16 protein-coding genes and 1 pseudogene are annotated in these 21,800 nt (G+C 68.6%); 5 read left to right on the top strand and 12 right to left on the bottom strand.

Annotated features, from left to right (window positions below):
• Positions 1–55: 55 nt before the first annotated feature.
• The 5 genes and pseudogenes from prcB to arc all read right to left on the bottom strand — a co-directional run bounded on the left by prcB (position 56) and on the right by arc (position 5,449).
• Positions 56–901: a proteasome subunit beta gene (gene prcB, locus K9S39_RS34805; protein WP_248867282.1), complete on the bottom strand. Its 846-nt coding sequence runs from the start codon at positions 899–901 to the stop codon at positions 56–58.
• Positions 902–992: 91 nt separating this feature from the next.
• A pseudogene (locus K9S39_RS42530) lies at positions 993–1,085 on the bottom strand (endonuclease domain-containing protein); the annotation flags it as partial.
• Between the two features lie 405 nt (positions 1,086–1,490).
• Positions 1,491–1,709 carry a ubiquitin-like protein Pup gene (locus K9S39_RS34795; RefSeq protein ID WP_136743834.1) on the bottom strand — a complete coding sequence of 73 codons (219 nt, stop codon included), beginning with the start codon at positions 1,707–1,709 and terminating at the stop codon, positions 1,491–1,493.
• Positions 1,710–1,896: 187 nt separating this feature from the next.
• Positions 1,897–3,408 (bottom strand): depupylase/deamidase Dop, encoded by a 1,512-nt coding sequence (gene dop / locus K9S39_RS34790; protein WP_406708068.1) that lies wholly within the window; start codon positions 3,406–3,408, stop codon positions 1,897–1,899.
• A 274-nt stretch (positions 3,409–3,682) separates the two neighbouring features.
• The gene (gene arc, locus K9S39_RS34785; protein WP_248867281.1) at positions 3,683–5,449 is read right to left on the bottom strand and encodes a proteasome ATPase; all 1,767 of its coding nucleotides are present in this window, start codon (positions 5,447–5,449) and stop codon (positions 3,683–3,685) included.
• Positions 5,450–5,699: 250 nt separating this feature from the next.
• Here arc and K9S39_RS34780 point away from each other — a divergent pair, with 250 nt between their 5' ends.
• Positions 5,700–5,996, top strand: a complete 297-nt coding sequence (locus tag K9S39_RS34780) for a ferredoxin (RefSeq protein WP_248867280.1) — start codon at positions 5,700–5,702, stop codon at positions 5,994–5,996.
• Positions 5,997–6,084: 88 nt separating this feature from the next.
• Here K9S39_RS34780 and K9S39_RS34775 read toward each other — a convergent pair whose 3' ends face one another.
• From K9S39_RS34775 to K9S39_RS34765, 3 genes are all read right to left on the bottom strand, one after another.
• Entirely contained in the window at positions 6,085–6,696 is a 612-nt protein-coding gene (locus K9S39_RS34775) for a hypothetical protein (RefSeq protein ID WP_248867279.1), read from the bottom strand.
• Between the two features lie 193 nt (positions 6,697–6,889).
• Entirely contained in the window at positions 6,890–7,897 is a 1,008-nt protein-coding gene (locus tag K9S39_RS34770; protein WP_248867278.1) for a tRNA (adenine-N1)-methyltransferase, read from the bottom strand.
• A 371-nt stretch (positions 7,898–8,268) separates the two neighbouring features.
• On the bottom strand, positions 8,269–9,516 hold the full coding sequence (locus tag K9S39_RS34765; protein ID WP_248867277.1) for a site-2 protease family protein: 1,248 nt from the start codon (positions 9,514–9,516) through the stop codon (positions 8,269–8,271).
• A gap of 246 nt (positions 9,517–9,762) precedes the next feature.
• On the opposite strand from K9S39_RS34765, the gene K9S39_RS34760 reads away from it, so the two are divergent.
• Positions 9,763–10,773 (top strand): RecB family exonuclease, encoded by a 1,011-nt coding sequence (locus tag K9S39_RS34760; RefSeq protein WP_283113146.1) that lies wholly within the window; start codon positions 9,763–9,765, stop codon positions 10,771–10,773.
• Positions 10,774–10,791: 18 nt separating this feature from the next.
• Entirely contained in the window at positions 10,792–11,463 is a 672-nt protein-coding gene (locus K9S39_RS34755; protein WP_018087782.1) for a response regulator, read from the top strand.
• Between the two features lie 111 nt (positions 11,464–11,574).
• Here the strand turns inward: K9S39_RS34755 and K9S39_RS34750 are convergent, their stop codons facing one another.
• The 4 genes from K9S39_RS34750 to metH all read right to left on the bottom strand — a co-directional run bounded on the left by K9S39_RS34750 (position 11,575) and on the right by metH (position 19,757).
• Positions 11,575–13,173, bottom strand: coding sequence for an ABC transporter substrate-binding protein (locus tag K9S39_RS34750; protein ID WP_248867276.1), 1,599 nt, complete (start codon positions 13,171–13,173; stop codon positions 11,575–11,577).
• Between the two features lie 146 nt (positions 13,174–13,319).
• Positions 13,320–14,924 (bottom strand): ABC transporter substrate-binding protein, encoded by a 1,605-nt coding sequence (locus K9S39_RS34745; protein WP_248867275.1) that lies wholly within the window; start codon positions 14,922–14,924, stop codon positions 13,320–13,322.
• Positions 14,925–15,297: 373 nt separating this feature from the next.
• On the bottom strand, positions 15,298–15,999 hold the full coding sequence (locus K9S39_RS34740; RefSeq protein ID WP_248867274.1) for an HAD family hydrolase: 702 nt from the start codon (positions 15,997–15,999) through the stop codon (positions 15,298–15,300).
• 248 nt (positions 16,000–16,247) lie between these two features.
• Complete coding sequence (gene metH / locus K9S39_RS34735) at positions 16,248–19,757, bottom strand: methionine synthase (protein ID WP_248867273.1); 3,510 nt, start codon at positions 19,755–19,757, stop codon at positions 16,248–16,250.
• A gap of 240 nt (positions 19,758–19,997) precedes the next feature.
• On the opposite strand from metH, the gene K9S39_RS34730 reads away from it, so the two are divergent.
• A complete protein-coding gene (locus tag K9S39_RS34730) occupies positions 19,998–20,762 on the top strand; it encodes an IclR family transcriptional regulator (protein WP_248867272.1) in 765 nt (254 codons plus the stop codon).
• A gap of 227 nt (positions 20,763–20,989) precedes the next feature.
• On the top strand, positions 20,990–21,784 hold the full coding sequence (locus K9S39_RS34725) for an MIP/aquaporin family protein (RefSeq protein ID WP_248867271.1): 795 nt from the start codon (positions 20,990–20,992) through the stop codon (positions 21,782–21,784).
• Positions 21,785–21,800: the final 16 nt, after the last annotated feature.

Below are 21,800 nucleotides of genomic sequence, written 5' to 3'. Positions count from 1 at the left end.
TTCCTGTCAAAAATTCTCTCACTGGCTGGGGGCGCATGGCGAAACAACCGTCCCGTCAGAGCAGCGCGGCACGCGGGCCGTCGGGCTGGTCGAAGCGGTGCTCATGAACGGCACGGGCGATCTCCGAGATCTCGGCCTCGGTGAGCTTCTTGAAGCCCTCATCGGTGATCACCGTCACGATCGGATAGATCCGCCGCGCCAGATCCGGCCCACCGGTCGCCGAGTCGTCGTCCGCGGCGTCGTAGAGCGCCTGGACAACGGCCGTGGCGGCCTGATTCTCCGTGAAATCTTCGCGGTAGAGCTTCTTGAGCGCCCCACGCGCGAAGACCGAACCGGATCCCGTCGCTGCGAAACCGTGCTCCTCGGAGCGCCCGCCGGTCACGTCGTACGAGAAGATACGGCCCTTCTCACGGTCGACGTCCCACCCGGCGAACAGCGGCACCACGGCCAGGCCCTGCAGGGCCATCCCGAGATTGCCGCGAATCATCGTGGAAAGGCGGTTCGCCTTGCCCTCCAGGGAAAGTTGGGCGCCCTCGACCTTCTCGAAGTGCTCCAGCTCCAGCTGGAACAGCTTGACCATCTCGACGGCCAGCCCAGCGGTGCCGGCGATGCCGACCGCGGAGTACTCGTCGGCCGGGAACACCTTCTCGATGTCGCGCTGCGCGATGACATTGCCCATCGTCGCCCGCCGGTCACCGGCGAGCACCACACCGCCGGGGAACGACGCCGCCACGATCGTCGTGCCGTGCGGCGCCTCGATGGCGCCTTGGACGGGCGGCAACGGGCGTTTGCCCGGCAGCAGACCGGGAGAGTGCTCGCCGAGAAAGTCCATGAACGACGAGGACCCAGGCGTCAGGAAGGCTGCTGGGAGTCGCCCGGTGCTTGGAGAGTTGGCTTCCACGCGTTTCCTTCCAGGTATGTGATGGCCCGCTTATGACGTCGGGCCGATCCTTGAACTGCCCCAAGGCTGCGTTGCAGCTGAAGCACAGTACGCCTCGGACCTTACCCGTCGTGTGGCAGTGATCCACATGGGCGGCCGGACGCTTGCGGCATATCGCACAGAGACCGTCTTGGGCGGCGATCATCTCGTCACGCTCGGCTTCTGTCATGCCGTACTTCCGCCTCAGGTGATCCGCACGGCCTTCGACGGCGCGGCAGGCCCTGCAACGCGACGCCAACCCGTCCGGAACCGAGGCTTTCCCTCGATGCCACTCCGAGTGCGGCTTGATGTCTCCGCACCCCTGACAGTGCTTGAAGCCCTCTGGGACAGCCCATCGAACCGGGACTGCTCTTCCCATGGCCCGCTGACGTTTCCGGTCGGACCCAGCGGCGCGACCACGGCAACGGTGCCGCACACCATCAGGATTCGTGCGCGTGAGAGCGAAGGCCGCGTGCGGCTCGGCCTGACCGCACCGCACGCTGCGCTTCATCTCCGACCGGTCCGCCACCACTCCACCCCCCGCTCACCTTCGAAACGAAGGCATAAAGACCTACTGACCACCCTTCTGAACGAAGGACCTCACGAAATCCTCAGCGTTCTCTTCGAGCACATCATCGATTTCGTCCAGGACCGAGTCCACGTCATCCGACAATTTCTCCTGGCGTTCCTTGAGGTCCTCCGAAGCCTGCGCGTCCTGCGTCTGCTCCTCGACCTCTTCGGTGGAACGCGTGGCCTTCTGCTGTCCGCCGCCGCTGTCCTTGGTCGCCATATCCCTCACCCCGCTCGGTTCGCCCCGCTCGATGTGACCTTAAGATCCGACCCTACAAGCAGGGTCCGACATCGGCCCTGCACTTGGTGCAACGTCCGGGAGTCACCCCGATGATTCCCGCACCGCGGCCTTTTCAGCCGTCGATCAGCCGCTGATCGCCGCGGATCTGGCGCGAATCGGCCGCTCATCAGCGGCCGGAAAGCGTCCTCACCAGGTCCTCCGCCGTCCGGCAGCGGTCCAGGAGCTCCTTCACGTGCTTGCGGGTGCCGCGCAGCGGTTCCAGCGTGGGGACCCGTTGCAGGGAGTCACGGCCGGGCAGGTCGAAGATGACCGAGTCCCATGAGGCGGCCGCGACGTCGTCCGCGTACTGCTCCAGGCAGCGGCCGCGGAAGTACGCCCTGGTGTCCTCCGGGGGCTTGTGCTCGGCCCGCTGGACGTCGGGCTCGTCGAGCAGCCGCTGCATCTTGCCGCGGGCCGCCAGACGGTTGTAGAGGCCCTTGTCGGGGCGTACGTCGGCGTACTGCAGGTCGATGAGGTGCAGCCGGGCCGCGTCCCACTCCAGATTGTCGCGGCGGCGGTAGCCCTCCATGAGCTCCCGTTTGGCGACCCAGTCCAGCTCGCCGGAGAGGCTCATCGGGTCGTTCTCCAGCCGTCCGAGCACGTCCTCCCACCTGGTCAGGATGTCCTTGGTCTGCTCGTCCGCATCCGCTCCGTAACGGTCCTCGACGTACTTGCGGGCCAGCTCGAAGTACTCCATCTGGAGTTGTACGGCGGTGAGTGTGCGACCGCTGCGGAGCGTGATCAGGTGTCGCAGGCCGGGGTCGTGGGAGACGTGGTGGAGCGTGCGGACGGGCTGGTCGACGGCGAGGTCGACGGCGATGAACCCGTCCTCGATCATGGAGAGGACGAGGGAGGTGGTGCCCAGCTTCAGGTAGGTCGAGATCTCGGAGAGGTTGGCGTCACCGATGATCACGTGCAGCCGGCGGTACTTCTCGGCGTCGGCGTGCGGTTCGTCGCGGGTGTTGATGATCGGGCGCTTGAGGGTCGTCTCCAGGCCGACCTCCACCTCGAAGTAGTCCGCGCGCTGGCTGATCTGGAAGCCGTGCTCGTGGCCGTCCTGGCCGAGACCGACCCGGCCGGCGCCGGCGTAGACCTGGCGGGAGACGAAGAACGGCGTGAGGTGCCGCACGATGTCCGAGAAGGGGGTCTCCCGCTTCATCAGGTAGTTCTCGTGCGTGCCGTAGGAGGCGCCCTTGTTGTCGGTGTTGTTCTTGTAGAGGTGGATGGGCTGGGCACCCGGGACCTGGGCCGCGCGTTCGGCGGCCTCGGCCATGATCCGCTCGCCGGCCTTGTCCCACAGGACGGCGTCGCGGGGGTTGGTGACCTCGGGGGCGCTGTATTCGGGGTGTGCGTGGTCGACGTAGAGCCGGGCCCCGTTGGTCAGGATCACGTTGGCCAGGCCGATGTCCTCATCGGTGAGCTGACTGGAGTCGGCGGCCTCACGGGCGAGGTCGAAGCCACGGGCGTCCCGCAGCGGGTTCTCCTCCTCGAAGTCCCAGCGGGCACGTCGTGCCCGGTGCATCGCCGCCGCGTAGGCGTTGACGACCTGGGATGAGGTGAGCATGGCATTGGCGTTCGGGTGGCCGGGGACGGAGATCCCGTACTCCGTCTCGATTCCCATTACTCGCCGTACGGTCATGCGGCCCTCCTTGCCCGGCGGCGCCCCGGGATGGGGTCGGCGCTCAAGTACCGCTGCGCTTCCGGTGCGTATGCGATCCCCGCTCCCGCACAGCGTGATGCGGCGGTACCGAAGAGCCTAGAACGCCTTTGCGGCGCTGGGGAGATCATTACAGTCATTGCTCCAGTCCGGTTTTCCCTGGTCGGTCGCGCCCTTCGCGGGGGCGGCCGGCGTCCCCGGAAATGCGTCCGGCTGCGGACGCCCCGTGCAGGACATCCGCAGCCGGAGAGCGGCGTTACAGGTATTGGCCGGTATTCGCCACGGTGTCGATGGAGCGACCGGTGTCCGCGCCCTGCTTTCCGGTGACCAGCGTGCGGATGTAGACGATCCGCTCGCCCTTCTTGCCGGAGATACGGGCCCAGTCGTCCGGGTTGGTGGTGTTGGGCAGGTCCTCGTTCTCCTTGAACTCGTCCACGCATGCCTGGAGGAGGTGGGAGACCCGCAGACCCTTCTGGTTGTGTTCGAGGAAGGCCTTGATGGCCATCTTCTTCGCACGTCCGACGATATTCTCGATCATCGCACCGGAGTTGAAATCCTTGAAGTACAGGACTTCCTTGTCACCATTGGCGTAGGTGACCTCCAGGAAGCGATTCTCCTCCGATTCCGCGTACATCTGCTCGACGACCGACTGGATCATCCCGCTGACCGCTGCGTTGCGCGACTGTCCGTGTTCGGCGAGGTCGTCTGCGTGCAGGGGGAGCTTCTCCGTGAGGTACTTCGAGAAGATGTCCTTTGCGGCCTCCGCGTCCGGACGCTCGATCTTGATCTTCACATCGAGACGGCCGGGGCGCAGGATCGCCGGGTCGATCATGTCCTCGCGGTTGGAGGCGCCGATCACGATGACGTTTTCCAGACCCTCCACGCCGTCGATCTCGGAGAGCAGCTGCGGGACGATGGTGTTCTCCACGTCCGAGCTGACGCCGGATCCCCGGGTGCGGAAGAGGGAGTCCATCTCGTCGAAGAAGACGATGACGGGTGTGCCCTCGCTCGCCTTTTCCCTGGCCCGCTGGAATACCAGGCGGATGTGCCGTTCCGTTTCGCCGACGTATTTGTTGAGCAGCTCGGGGCCCTTGATGTTGAGGAAGAAGCTCTTCCCCGCGGGCTGCCCGGTCACCTCGGCGACCTTTTTGGCAAGGGAGTTGGCGACGGCCTTGGCGATGAGTGTCTTGCCGCAGCCGGGCGGGCCGTAGAGCAAGACGCCCTTGGGCGGGCGGAGTTCGTGTTCCTTGAAGAGGTCGGGGTAGAGGTACGGGAGCTCGACCGCGTCCCTGATCTGCTCGATCTGACCGCTCAGACCGCCGATCTTGGTGTAGTCGATGTCCGGGACCTCTTCGAGGACGAGTTCCTCGACCTCGCTCTTCGGGATGACTTCGTAGACGTAGCCGGAGCGGGGTTCGAGAAGCAGGGCGTCGCCGGAGCGGACGGTGGTGTCCAGCAGGGGCTCGGCGAGCCGCACCACCCGTTCCTCGTCGGTGTGCCCGATCACCAGCGCGCGCTCGCCGTCCTCAAGGATTTCCTTGAGGGTGACGATGTCGCCGGCGCTCTCGTACTCCATGGCCTGAACCACATTGAGCGCTTCATTGAGCATGACCTCTTGGCCGCGCCTGAGGTCCTCGGTCTCAACACTGGGGCTGACATTGACCCGGAGTTTTCTGCCTCCGGTGAAAATGTCGACCGTGTCGTCCTCGTTCGCCTGCAGGAAGACACCGAAGCCGGCCGGGGGCTGTGCGAGCCGGTCGACTTCCTCCTTGAGTGCCACGATCTGGTCGCGGGCCTCGCGGAGAGTATTGGCGAGTCGCTCGTTCTGTGCCGATACGCCGGCCAGGTTGGTCTGCAGCTCGACGATCCGCTCTTCGAGAATCCTCGTGTGACGCGGAGAGTCGGCGAGCTTGCGTCGCAGGACGGCGATCTCCTGCTCGAGATAGGCAACCTGGCCGGCGGGATCTTCAGACCCCCGCCCCGGCCGGATGCCGCGGTTGATGTCGTCGTCGTGGGCTGCCACGGTCCTCACCTCCTCCAAGGAGCTGGACGCTTCCTGACCCTACCTGGGCCGGTGCAGGTTGAAACCCCTAGATCGAAAAGACTGTCGGGGTGTGTCCGATCTTCACCCTTGCGCACGTCCTCACGCCAAGGGAATACCCACCCAACAACATCGGAAAGCGAGCGGTTGTATCGTCGAGACGGTCAACACCCGTCAGGGCTGGCGCCACTTAAACAAAAACGGTTCACGTAGGTAGGGAACGGCAGGCGAGATGAGCGCGCAGGATGAAGCCCGTCCAGAGCTTGAAGTCTGGATCGATCAGGACCTGTGCACCGGGGACGGAATCTGCGCGCAGTACGCGCCCGAGGTCTTCGAGCTCGACATCGACGGCCTGGCCTATGTGAAGAGCCCCGATGACGAGCTACTGCAGGACAAGGGTGCCACAACGCCCGTCCCGTTGACACTGCTCAATGACGTACGGGACTCCGCGAACGAGTGCCCCGGCGACTGTATCCACGTCCGCCGGGCCTCGGACCGGGTGGAGGTCTACGGGCCGGACGCCGAGTAGCAGGGCGGCCGGTCGGCGGCGGTACGGAGAGCACGGGGGGGTGGTGTGGTCGTGAATCGACCACACCAGGCCTACGTCGTGTGACGGATCAGGCACTCCCCGTGCTGGTGGCGGTGGGGAGTTCACTCTGGACGAACTTCCCGTCCTGCCATTGCCACTTGACGCTCCTGCGTACGTCGGGGCAGCAGCGCGGGACGTCGAGCGAGGAATAGCCCAGGAGCGTCGCGGAAACCTGGTCGCCCTTGAGGGCGAAGTTTTCGACGCTGAGCCTCTGGGAGGGCGCGACAAGGGTCGCCACGATCCGCGGCGGGGCCTTGGTGTCCTCGGCTCCGGCCGCCTGCGCGAGGACGTAGACGCCACTGGGCGGGGTGCCGGTCTCGGAGTGGCAGCGGACCACCGCGACGGTCTCGGTCGTGCCGTCGAGATCGAGGTCGCCGGAGGCCGATTTCACCACGTCGAGGCGGTGGGGGCCGCAGTCGACCGGAAAGGTCACACGGCGCGGGTCGGGGGCGGCCACGGCCCCTCCCTGGGCGGCCCTGGCCTCATAGGAGGCTCCGGTGCCGCGCGAGCCCGTGGCGGTGGCATCAGGGGGCTGGACGAAGGACGCGGCCGCGACGACCGCCGAGATGGCGGTGGCGGTGGCGAGCCAGTGCATGGGGCGGGGCTGGGTGTGCGAAAGGTCCTGGCCCAAGGGCTGCACGCGGGGTAACTCCTGTGAAGAGCTGTGGCGAAGGGAGTGGCCAGCATCGTTCCACAGGAGGGGGCGGTGCGGAACCGTTCCCACCGGAGTTTCGCGGGCCGTTACCGGACCTTCAAACGAAGCGGCGCCGCCGGCGGTTCCGGGGCGGAACTCGTCGGCGGCGCCCGGTGGTTCGGCGGCCGGACCGGGGCGGTCAGCCGTGCTCGGCGGAGCCGCCGTCGCTACCGGATGCGGCTGCCGGACCGGCCTTCCCGGAAGCCTTCTGCTCCGGTCCTCCAAGGGCTGCTTGCTCCCGCCCGCCCGGCGCTGCCTTTTCCCGCCCGCCCGGCCCTGCGTAGTCCTCGCCGTACGCGCCCTTGGCGGGCCGGCGGCGCCTCAGCGGGGGCTCGACGCCGTCGGCGAGGCGCCGGGCGGTGAGCAGGAAGCCTGTGTGGCCGATCATGCGGTGGTCGGGGCGGACGGCGAGGCCCTCGACGTGCCAGGTGCGGACCATGGTCTCCCAGGCCGACGGCTCGTTGAAGGTGCCGTGTTCGCGGATCGACTCGACGGTGCGGGCCAGCTGCGTGGTCGTGGCGACGTAGGCGCAGAGGATGCCGCCGGGGACCAGGGCCTTGGAGACGGCCTCCAGGCACTCCCAGGGGGCGAGCATGTCGAGGATGACGCGGTCGACGTCGGTGTCGGAGAGGTTGTCCTGGAGGTCGCCGACGGTCAGCGTCCACGCGGGGTGCGGGCCGCCGAAGTAGCGCTCGACGTTCTGCGTGGCGATCTCGGCGAAGTCGGCGCGGCGCTCGTAGGAGTGCAGCATGCCGTGGTCGCCGATGGCGCGCAGCAGGAAGCTGCTGAGCGAGCCGGAGCCCACCCCCGCCTCGACGACGCGGGCGCCGGGGAAGATATCGGCCATCGCCAGGATCTGCCCCGCGTCCTTGGGGTAGACCACGGCGGCGCCGCGGGGCATGGACAGGACATAGTCGGGGAGCAGCGGGCGCAGCGCGAGGTAGGCGACGTTCCCGGTGGTACGGACAACGCTGCCCTCGGGAGCACCGATCAGCTCGTCGTGGGGGAAGGCTCCCTTGTGGGTGTGGAAGCTCTTTCCCTCTTCGAGCGTGAAGGTGTAGTGGCGTCCCTTGGGGTCAGTGAGCTGGACCTGGTCCCCGACCTTGAAGGGCCCGCGACGGCGGGCGGCACCGGTCGGTTCGGACATGTGACCAGCCTACCGGGCCGTGCGGGGGCCACTGACCAGCGGGCGGCCGGGGCGGGCTGTGGGGCGTACACGACGGCGGCCCTCCGGGCGAGCGGCGGCCCCTAGCCGAACGGCGGCCCCCGGGGCGAATCGAACGCTGTTCTCCCCCAGGTGGGGGCTACCCAGAGGTGCGCCGGACGAAGCCCGCGCTGCACGACGCGGTGTGGGGCGGAGGGCCCGGCCACGGACCGGCGGGCCGGCGGAGAGGCGGCGCGGAGGGACCAGCCTATGGATCAGCGGGCGGGCGAAGCGGACAGGCCGGCGGAGGGGCAGGCCGGACAGGCGGACCGTACGGACAGCGGACCGGTGTACGGGCGGAGCGGAAGGGGCGGTCAGGCGGGACGTGCCATCGCCGATACGAAGGCCCGCTCGACGTCGGCGGTGGACAGTACGCCGTAGATCTCGCCGGTTTCCTCGACGACGAGGTATTCGGTGGCGGGGGTGGCGCGCAGGTATTCCAGGAGGTCTTCGCCGGCGAGTTCGGCGGAGACCCGCATGCCGTCCTTGAGGTCCTGGGCGAGGGTGCCGACGGGGACCCAGGGGCGGCGGTGGTCGGGGATGCCGACGATGGCGGCTTCGCGGACGACGGCGGTGGGCTCGCCCTGGCGGTCGACGACGACGAGGGCGCGGGCGCCGGCGTCGTTGGCGCGGCGGAGCGCTTCGGAGAGCGGGGTGTCGGTCTCGACGGGGACGGCGCGCCGGGTGAGGATGCGGGCCCGCAGGTCGGGGAGACGTTCGCGGAGCCGGGCCATGCGCAGGCTGTTGCCGGCGCCGGTCCAGATGATGGCGGCGAGGATCGCGGCGAGCAGGGCGTCTGTGAGGGAGTCGGCGCCGCCGATTTCGGGGCGGGCGTTGCCGAGGGCGCCGGTGTGGGTGAGCAGCGGCAGGCCGATGAGGACGGTGACGGCGAGTGCGCGGCCCACCCAGGCGGCGGCGACGGTGCCGGTCATGGGTCTGCCGCTGATCTTCCAGACGACGGCGCGCAGCATCCGGCCGCCGTCCAGAGGGAGGCCGGGCAGCAGGTTGAAGGCCGCGACGATGAGGTTGGAGATCATCAGGCCGGCGACCAGGACACCGGGGACCGTGTCCGGTTCGACCACCTGCATGCCGGCGTAGAAGACGCCGGCGAGGGCGAGGGAGAGCAGCGGGCCGACGACGGCGAGGACGAATTCCCGGCCGGGGGTCTCGGTCTCCTTCTCGATTTCCGAGACGCCGCCGAAGAACTGCAGCTGGATGCGGCGTACCGGGAGCTTGAAGCGGAGCGCGGCGACGGTGTGCGCGAGCTCGTGGACGAGCACCGAGGCGTAGAAGGCGACGGCGAAGAAGAGTGAGACGAGGTAGCGGGCGCTGCCGAGCTCGGGCAGGATGCGTTCCAGCTGGCCGCCGAAGACCCAGGTGATGAGGGCGGCGACGAGGAACCAGCTGGGGGCGACGTAGACCGGTACGCCGAAGGGGCGGCCCATGAGGATGCCGCCGCCTTTCCGTGCGCCGGGCTCGGGTGTCCTGTGCTGTTCGGTGTCCTTGGGCGGCTGGGGCTGCACGGACTTCTCGGGGTCCTGCGGCTTCCCGCTCTCGTCCACGGCGTCCCCTCGTCGAATACGGCCTTCGCGCCTGTTGGGCGTGATTCCCGATCATGCAGGGCGAAGGGGTGTGACGTCGATGGTATGCGGAGCGGTCGGCCGGGATCCGCCGTGGGGGCCGGATGGGGGCGCCTGCTCCTTGAGGGCCTGGACGGGGGTCCCCCCTGGTCCCTGAGAGCTGGGGGCGGGTGTTGGCGGGGTTGTCAGTGGCGGGGTTGTCAGTGGCGGGCCGTAGGGTCTTGTGGCATGGGATCGAGCACGGAGAAGGGCGAGGGGACCGCGCAGAGTGAGCGGCGCGGGCCGGGCGCGGGCGGCCCGCGGGGGGCCGTCGGCGGGTTGGGGCCGCAGCGGGGGCCGCAGGAGGGTGAGGGGCCGGCGGGCGGGCCGCAGGGCGGCGAGGGTCCGGGCGGGGCCGGGCGGCCGGTGGCGCTGTCCCCGTCGCGGGCGAGCGATTTCATGCAGTGCCCGCTGCTGTACCGCTTCCGGGTGATCGACAAGCTGCCGGAGAAGCCGAGCGCGGCGGCGACGCGGGGGACGGTCGTGCATGCGGTGCTGGAGCGGCTCTTCGACGCTCCGACGGTGCAGCGGACGGCTCCCGGCGCGCGGGCCATGGTGCCGGGCGAGTGGGAGAAGCTGCTGGCCAAGCGGCCGGAGCTGGCGGAGCTCTTCGCGGACGACGCGGACGGCGCGCGGCTGGGGACGTGGCTGGCGGAGGCCGAGGCGCTGGTGGAGCGGTGGTTCTCGCTGGAGGATCCGACGCGTCTGGAGCCGGCCGACCGCGAGCTGTATGTGGAGACGGTGCTGGATTCGGGCCTGCGGCTGCGGGGCTTCATCGACCGGGTGGACATCGCTCCGACGGGCGAGGTGCGGATCGTCGACTACAAGACGGGCAAGGCGCCGCGGCCGCAGTACGCGGAGGGTGCCCTGTTCCAGATGAAGTTCTACGCGCTGGTGATGTGGCGGCTGCGGGGTGTGGTGCCCAGGCGGTTGCAGCTGGTGTATCTGGGCAGCGGCGATCTGCTGACGTACGACCCGAGCGAGGGTGAACTCCGGGCCGTGGAGCGGAAGTTGCTGGCGCTGTGGGAGGCGATCCAGCGGGCGACGGAGACCGGTGACTGGCGGCCGCGGCCGACGAAGCTCTGTGGCTGGTGCGATCACCAGGCGCACTGTCCGGAATTCGGCGGCACTCCCCCGGTGTATCCGCTGCCGGTCCGCCCGGCGGATACGGCCGGTGGGGAGCAGGGCAGAATGGGGTGATCTATCGAAGGAGAGCTCGTGGCCATCCGTGTCCTGCTGGTCGACGACCAGCCCCTGCTGCGTACCGGATTCCGGATGATCCTGGAGGCCGAGCAGGATCTGGCGGTCGTCGGGGAGGCCGGTGACGGTCTGCAGGCGCTGGAGCAGGTTCGGGCGCTGCAGCCCGATGTGGTGCTGATGGACATCCGGATGCCCCGGATGGACGGTGTCGAGGCGACCCGGCAGATCACCGGCCCGGCGAAGGACGGCCCGGCGAAGGTGCTGGTGCTGACGACGTTCGATCTGGACGAGTATGTGGTGGAGGCGCTGCGCGCGGGGGCGAGCGGCTTTCTGCTGAAGGACGCGCCGGCCAATGAACTGGTGCAGGCGATCCGCGTGGTGGCGGCGGGTGAGGCGATGCTGGCGCCGAGCATCACCCGGCGGCTGCTGGACAAGTACGCGGGGCATCTGCCGTCGGGTGAGGAGCCGGTGCCGGACACCCTGCACACGCTGACCGAGCGCGAGGTCGAGGTGCTGAAGCTGGTGGCGCGCGGGCTGTCGAATGCGGAGATCGCCGCGGATCTGTTCGTGAGCGAGACGACGGTCAAGACACATGTGGGGCATGTGCTGACGAAGCTGGGGCTGCGCGACCGGGTGCAGGCCGCGGTGTACGCGTACGAGAGCGGGCTGGTGCGTCCGGGCGCGCAGTAGGCGGCGCGGGCCCCGAAGCGGCCGGGAAGCGTCCCGGCCGGGCGCGGACGGCGGCGGGGCCGGCCCGGGAATCCCCCGGACCGGCCCCGCCGCCGTGTGTGTAGCGTCCGGTCAGACGTCGGATGCCTTGCTGATCTCCCAGAACCGGAAGACGGTCGAGGCGTCCAGCGTCCACTCCAGGCCGGAGATCCCGTCGCGGGCGACGGCGTACTGCTTGGCCTGCCAGATCGGGATGACCGGCAGGTCCTGGGCGACGATGTCCTGCACCTCGCGGAAGGTGCTCTTGGTGGCGCCGCGGTCGGGCTGGTCGGCCGTCCTGGGCAGCAGCTTGCCGGTGATCTTGGGCGATTCGTAGTGGTTGGCCAGCACGCTGTCCTTGCCGAAGAACGGCTGGGTGAAGTTGTCCGGGTCCGGGTAGTCGGGGATCCAGCCCTTCACGAAGACGCCGTAGCGGCCGTCCTTGATGCCCTTCTCGTACTCGTCGGTGCCGGCGGTGCGCACCTTGGCGTCGAACAGGCCGCTGTGGTTGAGCTGTTGGGCGATCTCCTGGACGGCGGGGACGGTGCCGGGACCGTAGCGGTCGGGGGTGGCCCACAGGGTGAGCCGGACCTTGCCGCGCTGGCCGGCGTCGCGGAGTGCGGCGGCGGCCTTGTCGGGCTGCGGGCGGTCGCCGTAGGTGTCGAAGAAGGCGGTGTTGTGGCCCGTGATGCCCGCCGGGACGATCGAGTACAGCGGTACCGCGGTGTGCTTGAAGACGTCCCGGACGAGGGTGGCGCGGTCCAGGAGGTAGGCGATGGCCTTGCGGACGCCGAGCTCGCCGGCGACCGGGTCCTTCATGTTGAAGACCAGGTGCATGACCTCGGCGCTCTCGCCCTCGACCACGTCGGTGCCGTGCTGCTCGTGCAGCGTGGCGGCGTCGAGGGCGGCGATGTCCTGTGTGGACAGGCCGCGGTAGGCGACGTCGACGGAGCCGGTCTGGACCGCCTTCTTGAGCTTGTCGCGGCTGTCGAAGAACTTCAGGGTCATCCCGGAGTTCTTGGCCTTGGCGGGGCCCTTGTACGAGGGGTTGACGGCGAACCGGGCCTTCTGCGGGCCGTACTCCTCCAGGGTGTAGACGCCGGAGCCGACGGCCTTGTGGTCGGTGCGCAGCCGGTCGGCGGGGTATTCGGCGTGGTTGACGATGGAGCCGGCGCCCGAGGCGATCTTCATGGGGAAGGTGGCGTCGGGCGTCTTCAGATGGAAGACGACGGTCTTGGCGTCCGGTGTCTCGACCCTGTCGAGGGCGGCGAGCATCACGGCGGGGCCGTTCTTGTCGTCGATGCGCCGGGTGCGGTCGAAGGAGAACTTGACGTCCTTCGAGGTCAGTGGGTCACCGTTGCTGAAGGTCAGTCCGTCCTTGAGCGTGCAGCGGAAGACGGTGCTCTTCCGGTCGCTGAAGGAGCAGCTCTTGGCGGCCTCCGGGACGGGCTTGGTGCCGCCCTTGGGGAAGCTCAGCAGCGACTGGAAGACATTGTTGAACAGCAGCCACGACCCGGGGTCGTAGCCGGCGGCGGGGTCGGTGGCCACGACCTTGTCCGTCATTCCCATGACCACGGGCTCGCCGTTGCCTGCGGCTCCCTGGTCCTGCGAGCCGCATCCGGCGAGCGCGAGCAGGGCTATGGTCAGCCCTGCTCCGATCGGGGCGGCCAGCCACTGGTCACGCTTCCTCACTACGCGGTCCTCACGATCTGGGCAGTGCTACTGCGTGGTCGGGCCGCGGCGCGGGCGCCGCGGCGGTTGTGGTGATATCGGGTGGTGCTGCATCGTCTCCCCCGTTGGCGGCGATGCGGGTCGGTGCGGGTCGGTGCGTGGTGTCCTCAGGAGACGCCGCGACTCAGCTCCCAGATCTGCAGTGACGAGGAGGAGTTGAGCGCCCACTCCACGCCGGTGACATCGTCGCGGGCGGCGACATATGTCCGGCCCTGCCAGAGCGGGAGGAGCGGGATGTCGTCGGCGATGATGTCCTGGGCCTGCCTGAAGCCGGACGCGGCGGCGTTGCGGTCGGTCTGTCGGCGGGTTGTCGGGATCAGCTGGGACTCGATCTTGGTGTTGCGGTAGGGGGAATTGAGGAAGTTCCCCTTGCCGATGAACGGCGCGATGTAGTTGTCCGCGTCCGGGATGTCGGCGAACCAGCCCATGCCGTAGGCGGCGTACTTCCCGCCCGAGGTCTCGGTCCGGTACTGCTGCCAGTTGTCGACGCCCTTGAGGCTGATGTCGAACAGCTTGCTCTCGTTGAGCTGGTTCCGCAACGCGCGGAACTCCTTGGCGGTGCTGGAGCCGTAGTGCTTCGTGGTGTAGGCGAGGGTCAGCTTAACCGGGGTGGTGATGTTCGCCTGCTCCAGGGTCTTGCGGGCGGCGGCGACGCTGGGATTCCCGTACTTGGTGAAGAACGAGTTGATATGGCCGGTGAGGCCGGTGGGAACCAGCGAGTAGAGCGGGTCGCCGGTGTTGTCGTAGACCTCGCGGACCAGTTCGGAGCGGTTGACGAGCTGGGCGATCGCCTTGCGTACGGCCTTGTCGGAGACTGCCGGGTCCTTGGTGTTGAAGGCGAGGTAGCGGATCTCCTGGCCGGGCATTTCCTGGAGGCGGATGTGCTGGTCGCGGGCGTTTTCCAGGCCCTTGATCTGCTCGGGCGTCAGGCCGCGGTTCATCAGGTCGATCTCGCCCTTGCGGAGTGCCTTCTCCATCGCGGCGGAGTCGTCGAAGAACCGCATCTCGACCTTTCCGCTCTTCACCGATATTCCGCCCCTGTAGTGGGGGTTCTTGGTGAAGACCGCTTTGGTGATGTGGTCCTCGCTGACCTCGGTCCTGATCGTGTACGGGCCGGAGCCGACCACGTCGAAGCCCTTGTGGAGACGATTGTTCGGGTACGCCTCGCGGTCGACGATGGCCGCGGCGGGCGTGGCGAGCTTCTGCGGGAAGGTGGCGTCCGGTGTGCTGAGGTGGAAGACCACTTCGGTGTCGCTGGGCGCCTCGACCTTGTCGACGGCGCCGAGCAGGGAGACCGGGCCGTTGCGGTAGTTGACGGTCAGCATGCGGTCGATGGAGTACTTGACGTCCTGCGCGGTCAGGGCGTTGCCGTTGGAGAACTTCAGGCCGGTGCGCAGGGTGCAGCGGTACTGCTCGTTCTGGGTGTCGCGGAAGCCGCAGGACTCGGCCGCCTCGGGCACCGGCGCGGTGCCGGTCCTGGGCAGGCGCATCAGCGTCTGGAGAGTGCCGCGCAGCATGTTCCACGCGTCGATGTCATAGGCCTGCGCCGGGTCGAGCGGGGCGGGCGCTTCCTTGGTGGCCTCGACCCGGGAGGCGATGCCGACAACGATGGGATCGCCGCCCTCGCCCGCGCCGCCCGTGGTGCCACAGGCAGCCAGGACGGGGGCGAGGAGGCCGGCCAGTGCCGGCAGCACCAACGTCTTCCGATTCATCGTCGGCAGGTTCCTTCTCTGCGCAGAGGTGTTGCTCGCGACGACATTAGTAGGGAAGGCCAGTCGGTCCGGGACAGAACGGAGTTGAATCGATATGGGCACCGGAGGGCGATAGTACGGTGACCGATATCCGGACGGCGGAACGATATGCGCGTTGTTCCACCAATCCGGACACTTGCCCCCGTGGATACCGGCCGAAAGCATCCTCGGATCAGCCGCTGCGCCCACTGTCGACACCCGTGCACGTGAGAAACGTCACGTGCCTCCGACGGCGTGGTGATGCGGGAATTCAGCCTTCGCATTCGTCACGGAAAATAAGCGGACCGCTGCCCTGAGTTCCGTCGGTATTCCCCGGACACGCTCAGTGCACGATCTAATGGCTTTCCGTGATCAGGGCCCGGAGAAACGGCACGTCGACTTCTTCGAGGGAGTCGCGGATGATACGGCCCGTGGCGGGCGGAATCGGGGTCACCGACGGCACCGCGACGACCCGGCAGCCCGCCGCCTCGCCCGACGTCACACCGGTCAGGGTGTCCTCGACGACCGCGCAGCGCGCCGGGTCCACTCCCAGCCGTGCGGCGGCCGTCAGGTACGGGTCCGGATGCGGCTTGGTGCGCGGCAGGTCGTCGCCCGCCAGGGTCAGCCGGAAGTGCTCCGGGCCCAGCGAGTGCAGCATCTCGTCGATGATGCCGCGGTGCGAGGCGGAGACCAGGGCGGTCGGCACCTCGTGGGCGGCCAGCTCGGCCAGCAGCCGGCGGGCGCCCGGCATCAGCGGGACGCCGCGTCCGATCCGGGCGAGGAAGCGTGCGTTCAGCAGCGCGCTCAGTTCGGCCAGGCCGATGGTGGCGCCGGTGGCCTCCAGGAGGTAACCGGCACTGCGGGTCATCGGCCCGCCGACGACCACCTCGCGGTGGCTGTCGTCCAGGGGGTGGCCCAGGTCCGCGAAGACCTCCGCCTCGGCCTCCCACCAGAAATCCTCGGTGTCGACGAGGGTCCCGTCCAGGTCGAGGAAGACGGCCTGGAGGGTCGCGGCTTCGGCCGTACGGGTGCCGACCGCGGGGATGCTGCTGGTCATCCGTCCACCTCCATGGGGGCGTCCCCGAAGGGACGAAAAGGCCGGCCGCCACCCCGCGGTGGGGCGGACGACCGGCCGCTACCGGACCGACAAGTGTACTTCTGTCCGTGACGAATCGCGTGGTGAGAGGGCTCACTCGGCTACGGGTGGGGCGCGTGCCGCTACGGGGCGTCACCGTGCGCGCCCCGACTGCCGCCGGGGGTGCGGGGGTCGTTCCCGGGCCCCGCGTCCCCGGCCGGTCCGTCGCCCTACCGTGCGTTGAAGTACTTGGCTTCGGGGTGGTGGATGACGATGGCGTCGGTGGACTGTTCGGGGTGGAGCTGGAATTCCTCGGAGAGCTGGACACCGATCCGCTCCGGCCGCAGAAGATCAGCGATCTTGGCGCGGTCCTCCAGGTCCGGGCAGGCCCCGTAGCCGAGCGAGAAACGCGCGCCCCGGTACTTGAGCGCGAACATGTCCTCCATCTCCGCCGGATCCTCACCGCCGAAGCCCAGCTCCGCACGGACGCGGGCGTGCCAGTACTCGGCCAGCGCCTCGGCCAACTGCACGGACAGGCCGTGCAGTTCGAGGTAGTCGCGGTAGGCGTTGGCCTCGAAGAGCTCGGCGGTGGCGGCGCCGATCTTCGAGCCGACGGTGACGACCTGCAGACCCACGACATCGACCTCGCCGGACTCCTCCGGACGGAAGAAGTCGGCCAGGCACAGCCGGCGGCCACGGCGCTGGCGCGGGAAGGTGAAGCGGGTGCGCTCCGAGCCGTCGTCGTTGAGCAGGATCAGGTCCTCGCCCTTGGACACGCACGGGAAGTAGCCGTGCACGACGGCGGCTTGCAGGAGGTTGTCGGTCTGCAGCCTGTCCAGCCAGCCGCGCAGCCGGGGGCGGCCCTCGCCGGCCACCAGCTCCTCGTAGGTGGGTCCGTCACCGGTGCGGGTCTGCTTGAGCCCCCACTGGCCCTTGAACAGCGCGCCCTCGTCCAGCCAGGAGGCGTAGTCGGCCAGCTGGATCCCCTTGACCACCCGGGTGCCCCAAAACGGCGGAGCGGGGATGGGGTTGTCGGCGGCGACGTCGGAGCGGACCGAACCCTCGGGCTCGTCGACCTCAAGGACGGGGGTGTCGCGTTTCGGGACGCGGCGCTGCTTGAGTTCGGGCAGCACGGCGCCGGGGACGCCGCGTTTGACGGCGATCAGCGCGTCCATCAGCCGCAGGCCCTCGAACGCGTCGCGGGCGTAGCGGACTTCGCCCTCGTAGATCTCGTGCAGGTCCTGTTCGACGTAGGCGCGGGTCAGGGCGGCACCGCCCAGGATGACGGGGAAGTCGGCGGCCATCTTGCGCTGGTTGAGCTCCTCCAGGTTCTCCTTCATGATCACCGTGGACTTCACCAGGAGCCCGGACATCCCGATGACATCGGCCTTGTGCTCCTCCGCAGCCTCCAGGATCGCGGCGACGGGCTGCTTGATACCGAGGTTGACGACGTTGTAGCCGTTGTTGGACAGAATGATGTCCACCAGGTTCTTGCCGATGTCATGGACATCGCCGCGGACGGTGGCCAGCACGATGGTGCCCTTGCCCTCATCGTCGGTCTTATCCATGTGCGGCTCCAGATAGGCCACCGCACTCTTCATCACCTCGGCGGACTGCAGCACGAACGGCAGCTGCATCTGCCCGGACCCGAAGAGCTCACCGACCACCTTCATGCCGCCGAGGAGGGTGTCGTTGACGATGTCCAGGGCGGGGCGGTCCTGCAGGGCCTCGTCGAGGTCGGCCTCCAGGCCGTTCTTCTCGCCGTCGATGATGCGGCGCTGGAGGCGCTCGTCCAGCGGCAGGGCGGCCAGTTCCTCGGCCTTCCCGGCCTTGAGGGACTGGGCGGTGGCGCCCTCGAACAGCTCCATGAGCTTCTGCAGCGGGTCGTAGCCCTCGCTGCGGCGGTCGTAGACCAGGTCGAGGGCAGCCTTCACCTGCTCCTCCTCCAGCCGGGCGATCGGCAGGATCTTCGAGGCGTGCACGATCGCCGAGTCCAGGCCGGCCTTGACGCACTCGTCGAGGAAGACGGAGTTGAGGACGATACGGGCGGCCGGGTTGAGGCCGAAGGAGATGTTCGACAGGCCCAGCGTGGTCTGCACCTCCGGGTGGCGCTTCTTCAGCTCCCGGATCGCCTCGATCGTGGCGATGCCGTCGCCCCGGGACTCCTCCTGCCCCGTGCAGATCGTGAACGTCAGACAGTCGATGAGAATGTCCGACTCACGGATGCCCCAGTTCCCCGTCAGGTCGGCGATGAGCCGCTCGGCGACGGCGACCTTGTGCTCGGCGGTGCGGGCCTGGCCCTCCTCGTCGATGGTCAGCGCGATCAGCGCGGCGCCGTGCTCGGCGGCCAGCGCGGTGACCTTGACGAACCGCGACTCGGGGCCGTCGCCGTCCTCGTAGTTGACGGAGTTGATCACCGCCCGGCCGCCCAGCTTCTCCAGCCCGGCCCGGATCACGTCCAGCTCGGTCGAGTCCAGCACGATGGGGAGGGTGGAGGCGGTGGCGAAGCGGCCGGCCAGCTCCTCCATGTCGGCCACGCCGTCCCGGCCGACATAGTCGACGCACAGGTCGAGCATGTGGGCGCCCTCGCGGATCTGGTCACGGGCCATCTCCACACAGTCGTCCCAGCGGCCCTCCAGCATGGCCTCACGGAATTTCTTCGACCCGTTGGCGTTCGTCCGCTCACCGATCGCCAGGTACGACGTGTCCTGACGGAACGGGACGGTCTGGTAGAGGGAGGCGGCGCCCGGCTCGGGACGCGGCGCACGCGCAGGCGGCGTCACCCCGCGCACCCGCTCGACGACCTGCCGCAGATGCTCAGGGGTGGTGCCGCAGCAGCCGCCGACCAGGGACAGCCCGTATTCGGCGACGAAGGTCTCCTGGGCGTCGGACAGCTCGCCGGCCGTCAGCGGGTAGTGCGCGCCGTCCTTGCCCAGGACCGGCAGGCCCGCGTTGGGCATGCACGACAGCGGCACGGTGGCATGCCGGGCCAGATACCGCAGATGCTCACTCATCTCCGCCGGACCGGTGGCACAGTTCAGGCCGATCATGTCGATGCCCAGCGGCTCCAGGGCCGTCAGCGCCGCCCCGATCTCCGACCCCAGCAGCATCGTGCCGGTCGTCTCCACCGTCACCGAGCAGATCACCGGGAGGTTGGTGCCGGTGGCCGTAAGGGCGCGGCGGGCACCCAGGATCGCGGCCTTGGTCTGCAGCAGGTCCTGCGTCGTCTCCACCAGCAGCGCGTCCGCCCCACCGGCGATCATGCCCTCGGCGTTCTGCTGATAGGCATCGCGCAGGGTCCGGTACGGGGCGTGGCCGAGGGTGGGCAGCTTCGTCCCCGGCCCCATCGAGCCCAGGACGTAGCGCTGCTGGCCGGTCGAGGCAGTGAACTCATCGGCCACCTCACGGGCGATGCGCGCACCGGACTCGGACAGCTCGAAAACCCGCTCCGGGATGTCGTACTCCGCCATCGCCGCGAAGTTCGCACCGAACGTGTTCGTCTCCACGCAGTCCACACCGACCGCGAAATACGCCTCATGCACCGAGCGGACGATGTCGGGCCGGGTCACGTTGAGGATCTCGTTGCAGCCCTCCAACTGCTGGAAATCCTCCATCGACGGGTCCTGCGCCTGCAACATCGTGCCCATCGCGCCGTCGGCGACCACCACCCGCGAGGCCAGAGCCTCACGGAGGGATTCGACGCGGGATGTGCTGGTGGACGATGGCGTGTTCGAGGCCATGGAGTTGCTCCCTGGTTGCGACGGCTGTCGGCTTTACGCCCTCCGGCAGAGGACGCACCCGGCCAGCGTAGCCTCCGGTCCGGTCCGAGGGGTCGCCGTTTCACGGCGTGGACGGCCGGACGGTGTCAGGGGCCTATGCACTATCCATGATCGTTGCTGTACTCACATTCGCTCCCCATAGTCGGCATGGGCCGATATCGTTCAGCATTGTCGAACCATTCATTCTTCGGAGGTTGCCCCATGGCACGCACGATCCAGTCGCTGGAGCGGGCCGCCGCGATGTTGCGGCTGCTCGCCGGAGGGGAGCGGCGGCTGGGACTCTCCGACATCTCCTCTTCTCTGGGTCTGGCCAAGGGCACCGCCCACGGGATCCTGCGCACGCTCCAGCAGGAGGGCTTCGTCGAGCAGGACGTGGCATCCGGCCGCTACCAGCTGGGCGCGGAGCTGCTGCGGCTGGGCAACAGCTATCTGGACGTGCACGAGCTGCGGGCCCGCGCCCTGGTGTGGACCGACGACCTGGCCCGTTCGAGTGGCGAGAGCGTCTATCTGGGCGTACTGCACCAGCAGGGCGTACTGATCGTGCACCACGTCTTCCGGCCGGACGACAGCCGACAGGTGCTGGAGGTCGGGGCGATGCAGCCGCTGCACAGCACGGCGCTGGGCAAGGTGCTCTCGGCGTACGACCCGGTGGCGCACAGCGAGGTCGTCGAGGTGGAGCGGGAGGGGTTCACCCCGCGCACGGTGACCGGGCTGGAGGACTTCGAGGGGCTGCTGGATCTGACCCGGGCGCGCGGCTGGGCCGCGGATGTCGAGGAGACCTGGGACGGCGTCGCCTCGGTGGCCGCGCCGATCCATGACCGGCGGCGGATGCCGGTGGGCGCGGTGGGTGTCACCGGGGCCGTGGAGCGCGTCTGCAAGGACGGCGAGCTGCGGCCGGAAATCGTCGCTGCGGTGCGCGATTGCGCCCGTGCGGTGTCGAGGGGTCTTGGCGCCGGGCGGTTTTGACCCGATTTAACCGGTCCGTTCACCTAAGTTTTTCGCCACCGAACCCTTGACGACGCCCGGGCGCTACATAAAACTGCCGTTCGTTGGTCGGCATTGCCGAACACCAAACGACAATATTCGTTATGGTGGGGCTGTCGCCGGCCGACCACCGCCCTCTCGGAGGGCGCGGACCGCCGGAGGGACCCGGGGTTCGCCTTTTCCCTGGACGAAGGACAAAGGAGTCGCCGGTGTCCAGCTCCGACATCTTCATCAGCGAGACCATCGGTACCGCTGTACTGCTCTTGATGGGTGGTGGCGTCGTCGCCGCCGTCACATTCAAACGCTCCAAGGCGTTCAACGCCGGATGGGTGGCCATCGCCTTCGGGTGGGGCTTCGCCGTCCTCTCGGGTGCGTATATCGCCGCCAAGTCCGGCGCGCACCTCAACCCCGCCGTCACCCTCGGTCTCGCCGTCAAGGGCGGGATCGAATGGAGCCAGGTACCCGTCTACTTCGGCGGGGAACTGCTCGGCGGCATGATCGGCGCGAGCCTGATGTGGATCGCGTACTACGGACAGTTCCGGGCGCATCTGACCGACCCCGAGGTGCTGGCCGCTCACCGCCAGAACGGCCACGAGGGCATGGTCTACGAGAGGACCGCGCCCAAGGCCGGACCGGTCCTGGGCATCTTCTCCACCGGCCCGGAGATCCGTAACGTCGCACAGAACCTGGCCACCGAGATCATCGCCACCATCGTGCTCGTGCTGGCGATCCTCAATCTCGGCCTGAGTGACGACGGCAAGGGCGTCAGCTGGGGCGGCGCGCTGATCGTCGCACTGGTCGTGGTCGGTATCGGTCTGTCGCTGGGCGGCCCGACCGGATACGCCATCAACCCGGCCCGCGACCTCGGCCCGCGTATCGTGCACGCGCTGCTGCCGCTGCCGAACAAGGGCGGTTCAGACTGGGGTTACGCATGGATCCCGGTCGTCGGCCCGCTGATCGGCGGAGCCCTCGCCGGCGGCATCTACCAGGTGGCGTTCGCATGAGCCGCCGGACCGCCCC

The organism is Streptomyces halobius (genome assembly GCF_023277745.1).
GTDB lineage: Bacteria > Actinomycetota > Actinomycetes > Streptomycetales > Streptomycetaceae > Streptomyces > Streptomyces halobius.
This window is presented reverse-complemented; position numbering and strand designations above follow the sequence as displayed.

Coding starts and splice junctions, on each gene's coding strand:
- K9S39_RS34795 (WP_136743834.1), bottom strand. CDS start 1,709: ATGGCGACCAAGGACAGCGGCGGCGGACAGCAGAAGGCCACGCGTTCC.
- dop (WP_406708068.1), bottom strand. CDS start 3,408: ATGACCGTACGGCGAGTAATGGGAATCGAGACGGAGTACGGGATCTCC.
- K9S39_RS34780 (WP_248867280.1), top strand. CDS start 5,700: ATGAGCGCGCAGGATGAAGCCCGTCCAGAGCTTGAAGTCTGGATCGAT.
- K9S39_RS34770 (WP_248867278.1), bottom strand. CDS start 7,897: ATGTCCGAACCGACCGGTGCCGCCCGCCGTCGCGGGCCCTTCAAGGTC.
- K9S39_RS34760 (WP_283113146.1), top strand. CDS start 9,763: ATGGGATCGAGCACGGAGAAGGGCGAGGGGACCGCGCAGAGTGAGCGG.
- K9S39_RS34745 (WP_248867275.1), bottom strand. CDS start 14,924: ATGAATCGGAAGACGTTGGTGCTGCCGGCACTGGCCGGCCTCCTCGCC.
- K9S39_RS34740 (WP_248867274.1), bottom strand. CDS start 15,999: ATGACCAGCAGCATCCCCGCGGTCGGCACCCGTACGGCCGAAGCCGCG.
- metH (WP_248867273.1), bottom strand. CDS start 19,757: ATGGCCTCGAACACGCCATCGTCCACCAGCACATCCCGCGTCGAATCC.
- K9S39_RS34730 (WP_248867272.1), top strand. CDS start 19,998: ATGGCACGCACGATCCAGTCGCTGGAGCGGGCCGCCGCGATGTTGCGG.